This is a genomic window from Treponema sp. (assembly GCF_017430385.1).
Taxonomy (GTDB): Bacteria; Spirochaetota; Spirochaetia; order Treponematales; family Treponemataceae; genus Treponema_D.
Map to the genome: position 1 here is coordinate 1 of NZ_JAFRNB010000190.1, position 5,085 is coordinate 5,085.

Annotated in this window: 6 protein-coding genes; 3 read left to right on the forward strand and 3 right to left on the reverse strand. The window is 43.1% G+C overall.

Features of this window, described 5'->3' with window-relative positions:
* Positions 1-342, reverse strand: a 342-nt coding sequence (locus IJJ71_RS14880) for a Mur ligase domain-containing protein (protein WP_296848154.1), incomplete at its 3' end; no start/stop codon positions are given.
* Between the two features lie 74 nt (positions 343-416).
* Between IJJ71_RS14880 and IJJ71_RS14885 the strand changes: the two genes are divergently transcribed.
* Positions 417-1,352: a DUF1848 domain-containing protein gene (locus tag IJJ71_RS14885; RefSeq protein WP_296848156.1), complete on the forward strand. Its 936-nt coding sequence runs from the start codon at positions 417-419 to the stop codon at positions 1,350-1,352.
* Positions 1,353-1,406: 54 nt separating this feature from the next.
* Here the strand turns inward: IJJ71_RS14885 and IJJ71_RS14890 are convergent, their stop codons facing one another.
* Positions 1,407-2,780, reverse strand: a complete 1,374-nt coding sequence (locus IJJ71_RS14890) for an MATE family efflux transporter (RefSeq protein WP_296848157.1) — start codon at positions 2,778-2,780, stop codon at positions 1,407-1,409.
* Between the two features lie 125 nt (positions 2,781-2,905).
* Complete coding sequence (locus IJJ71_RS14895; protein ID WP_296848158.1) at positions 2,906-3,301, reverse strand: helix-turn-helix domain-containing protein; 396 nt, start codon at positions 3,299-3,301, stop codon at positions 2,906-2,908.
* A 166-nt stretch (positions 3,302-3,467) separates the two neighbouring features.
* Here IJJ71_RS14895 and IJJ71_RS14900 point away from each other — a divergent pair, with 166 nt between their 5' ends.
* Both IJJ71_RS14900 and IJJ71_RS14905 read left to right on the forward strand, forming a co-directional pair.
* A complete protein-coding gene (locus IJJ71_RS14900; protein WP_296848159.1) occupies positions 3,468-4,241 on the forward strand; it encodes a hypothetical protein in 774 nt (257 codons plus the stop codon).
* A gap of 40 nt (positions 4,242-4,281) precedes the next feature.
* Positions 4,282-5,085, forward strand: an 804-nt coding sequence (locus IJJ71_RS14905) for a hypothetical protein (protein WP_296848160.1), incomplete at its 3' end; no start/stop codon positions are given.

Here is a 5,085-nt window from a genome sequence, read left to right on the forward strand (position 1 = left end):
AGGAGAAGGGGTAGGCGAAAATGGCGAAGCCATTGCAGCCGAGGGGGAGGCTTCCCCCTTTGAATTGCTAATTGCTCCCTGCTCATTGCTAATTTCCAAATCACCCTGGAAGACAATTGCACTTGCTCCGTTCTCAATTGCTTTTGGGATAAAAACATTGCCTGTGGTGTGCGTGCCCGGAAGAGCAAAAAAGAGCGAGCCTGGCTTTACATCGCGGCTGTCAAAAACAAGCGAGCTGATTTCGGGATTTGCAGATTTGCCTGATTCAACAGGAGTTTTACCGTCAGAAGAAACAACAGTATATTTTATAGAAGATAATGCATCAAAAAGAAGTTTTGTCATAATTCCACCCATATTTATTTTAATGTTTTACCGCGGAGTATTCAATAATTTTATCTTTCTGATATAATCAGTTAATGCTGATTTTTGCCAGCGGCCGCACAGATATTCCCGCATTTTACTCAGAGTGGTTTATGAACCGAATCCGTGAAGGTTTTGTCGATGTACGAAACCCTTATTACGGCGAACATGTCACCAGGTACAAACTCACCCGCGATGTCGTTGACTGCCTCGTTTTCTGCACAAAAAATCCCGCGCCAATGCTAAAATATCTCGACGAGCTTAAAGCCTTAAATATCGGACTGTATTTTTTTGTGACGATTACTCCGTACGAAAAAGATGTCGAGCCGAATGTTCCTGAAAAAAGCAGCGTGATGGATTCTTTCATCGAATTGAGCAGCGCACTTGGAAAAGACCGGGTTTGCTGGAGATACGATCCGATTTTCACGGACGAAAAATATTCAGTTTCCTTCCATATAAAAGCATTTCGCTCGATGGCAGAAAAGCTGCACGGCGCAACCGACCGCTGCATCATCAGTTTTATAGACCTTTACCAGAAAACCAAGAAAAATTTCCCTGGAATAAAAGAAGTTTCCGAAAAAGACCAGAAATTCCTCGCCTCTTCCCTTTCGCGGATTGCATTTGAAAACGGAATAAAAATCGAGTCCTGCGCCGAAAAACTGGATTTGACTTCATGCGGAGTCGAGCAAGGAGCCTGCGTTTCAAGAGAGATTATCGAAAAAGCCGCGGACATCCATCTTCTTCAAAAAATCGGAGTTTCCGTCCTGCGAAAACACTGCGTATGCCTGCCGACAAATGACATCGGAGCATACAATTCATGCCCTCATCTGTGCAAATATTGCTATGCAAATTACGATGCCCGCCTCGTCGAAAAAAATTTTGCAATTCACAACCCGCACTCACCTTTTCTGCTCGGTGAAGCAAAAGAGGGCGATATTTTAAAACCCGCAAAACAAAAAGCTTTCCGGGACGAGCAATTATTCCTTTTTTAAGGATTCGCCCCAGTTTTCCTAAACGCCCTGAAGTTTCTAAAACTTCTAAAAATCCTAAAATTCCCGCGTGATATTCTTCATCCACTTCTTGCTCTTGTAGTGAATCACATTGAAAATCATCTTTTCCCACTCATCGACATACAAAATCAGATAAACAACGAGTGGCGGAAGATGGAATACGAACGCGCAAACAAAGCCAATCGGCACAGAAACGGCCCACATCGCAAAACTGTCCAGAATCAAGCCCCACTTTGCGTCACCGCCAGCACGGAAAACACCACAAATCAGAACAGTGTTAATCGCCGCCCCGAAAAGCGAGACACAGTTGATGTACAAAAGCGGAGTAAGGAAATACGAAGCCTGTTCGTTCAAGTCTGCAATTCTGAAAAGCAGCGGACGGCACAATCCCAAAATCACCGCGCCCACAAATCCCGCCAAAATCGTGCTCCTGACAAGCCGCGAAGCATTCCGGTCGGCAAGCTCCATCTGATTCGCGCCAATCTGCTTTCCAAGCAAAATCGCGCCACCGTAAGCCATACCAAAGCAAAGAACGCTCGCCAGATTTCGCACGACGCTTACAACAGAATTCGCCGCGACCAAATCAGAGCCAAGATGCCCCATAATCACGGCATACATCGACCAGCCCGCGCCCCAGACAGCCTCGTTTCCAATCGCCGGAACAGAATATTTGATAAAATCCTTCAATAATATGGCATTTTTTCGGAACAAAGTTTCAAGCCGGAAGTGAATTTCCCTGACCCTCGTGCACACAATCACGCAAAGCACAAGCTCAATCACGCGAGAAATGGAAGTGGCAAGCGCAACGCCCTTAACGCCCATCTTTGGAGCACCAAAAAATCCGAAAATGAAAACCGCGTTCAGGCCGATATTCAGCAAAAGAGCCGCCGTAGTAATCACCGTAACCTGCTTGACCCGCTCAATACTCTTCAAAACAGCCTGATAAATCTGCGAAAAAGCAAGAATCACGAAACTCACGCCCACAACGCGCAAATATTCCGAACCGATGCGAATCAGCTTATCCTCATTCGTAAAAATCTTCATCAGAAGCTCAGGCACGAACAAAGCACCCGCCGCAAAAACAAGCCCAATCGCCGCCGCAATCTTCGTACCGATACCAAAAATCGTCTCAATCGAATAAGTGTCCTTTTTGCCCCAATACTGAGCCGCAAGCATCACGACTCCCGAAGAAAGTCCGATAAAAAACAGGAACAAAATGAACTGAATGTAAGAAGCAAGGTTCACCGCCGCAATCGCATCCTGCCCGACATAGCCGAGCATCACGACATCAGCCGACCCGACCGCCGCCGAAATCAGGTTCTGGAGCGCAATCGGCCCGACAATAGTAAAAAGCGACTTAAAAAACTGGCGAGACTCCGCCCTCTGCTCTAAAGTTTTTCCAAAAAACATGCTCAGAATCTATCAAAAAATAAGGGCGCAATCAACTGGCAACGAGCTTTCCGCAGTTCCGCCTTTCGGCTCCATTCTTCCGTTCGGTCGAAAAACTCCCTCACTACAGAACGGCTCCGCCGCTGCTACAATCTCGGCGCGACATTAAGTTGATTCCTTAAATTCTCAATGTCAGTAGATAAAATAGAACCATGCCGGTTCAACTCATTTACCAGCATTGTCATAATCATCGCACGGAATTTTTTAATTTCTTCTATAACCGTATCACTAGAACCGCCGAACAAATCTCCTGGCGAAACATTCAGCTCGCTTGAAATCCGCCCTATAAGACTTGCCGAAGCGAACTGCGTGCCAGTCTCGATAATCGAAAGATGCTTCTGCGACACCCCCAGCCTTTCCGAAAGCTGCTCCTGAGTAAGTCCCGCCTGCTTGCGGTATTTTTTAACATTCCGCCCGAACAAAACGGAAATTTCATCTTTATCTTTGGACTCCGACTCTGAGTGCGCTGCGTTCTCTTCCATATTACTAGAATTATGAAGCAGATTCCCATTTATAAAACTTTTACTAAGGTAATAGATATACCTAATAAGTAATAAATTTTCAGAAAAAAGATTGTTTTTGCGAAAAACCAGGTTTATAATATTACTTTAAGGAAAGAAAAGTTTACTTTTTAGAAGAAGTACGCGTATGAAAACTGAAAACAGAAAATGGAATCCAGCCAAAGGCCTCGCAGGAAAAATCTCTCTCATTATCCTGGCATTGTTTGCCGTGCTGATGTTGGGGGGATGTAAGTCCGGAGACGACGGGGATTCATCTCCTTTTGTAAAACAATACGGCTACAAATTAAATTATGATACAAATTACCACCGAGTAGCAGAATTTACCTGCCTACTGGGTGAAAATAACACTTATATTGTGCAATCAGTAATTTTACACTACTTCCTTATAACTGATTATCCAAATGTAACAGGTGCGGACTTAGTTACAATCGCGAAAAACCGTTCCGTAGCCCCATCCTCAAAATCCCAAGGTCAAAGTTCAGGTAAAGACCAAACCGTAAACTCTGCAGACGGAAAAACATTCAAAATATCAGCAAATATTATTCCCGAAATTTGGACTTACAAAAAGAAAACCGTCACACGCTACGGGTATAAATTAAATTCAGACGAATCTTATCATCGTGTCGTAGTATATGTTGCGGCCGACAATGGAGACCACACTTTTGAAGTAAAATCTTACAATATCCATTATTTTGCTATCTCAAATTCCAACTATACAAACAGAACCGGCAGTGAACTGTGCGATATGATAAGGACAGGAGCCGTAACACCGACCTCTTATAAAAATTACATACTTTCCGCAGATGCAAATCCCACAATAACAAACGCATCAGCCCCAAATGGAAAAGATACATTCCATATCCACAAAGATCAACAATATACGGTGTATTACTATTTTTAAGCTTGTGGGAGAAGGACAAAACATGCAGAAACTCATCAAAATGAAAAATATCTACCTCCAGCGAAAGTTCCCCTCAAGCACCGAAAAGCAAATCGTCTCGTTTTTTGGTCTTTCTGGCGATGAGAATTTGCTCTGCGGAATATGGACTTCACCACTTTTTCGTAATGGATTTGTAATCACAGACGCTGCTCTCTACTGGTTTTTCAATACCGATGACGGCATAAAAACCGGCGAAATCAAAAAAGAATCAGCTTCAAACATTCAATTTGAAATATCACCACACATATCTTCTGAAAATTCAGGCACAAGTCTAGCTAACTCTGTCGCAGAAGAATGCTCAAAACTTGAAATTCATTCAGGCGAGCGAACTGAAACTTTTTACATCACAGGCCTCACGGAGCTAAAAGGAAAAACGCTTTGCGACATACTGAAATTCGGCTTCACGCAGAACTCACTTCCACAAATCGATTTGGGCGAACTCGTGAAAGAAATGCCTTTAGTTCCGCTAAGAAATTTTTCTGACAAGATTTTGAATGTCGGAGATGCCATCGAAGAAAAACTCAGTGAACTAAAAGATTATATCGCAAAAGGATTCTATGAAATCACGCACATAAAATTCGTAAGAATACGAAATACCGAAAAAGCCAAGCAAAAATCTGAACAAAAAGCCAATTCCACAAAAACAGATTCCGAAAATGATTTTGTCTTCGAGGAAGAAGCGGATTCAAAAACTCAGAAAACAAACCAAGACTTTGAAAAATCAAGCAAAACTTCTGAATCAAATACCGATTTCCAAGAATCCGTAAATGATGAGGATTCATCAACTTCCGAAGAAAAGCAAACG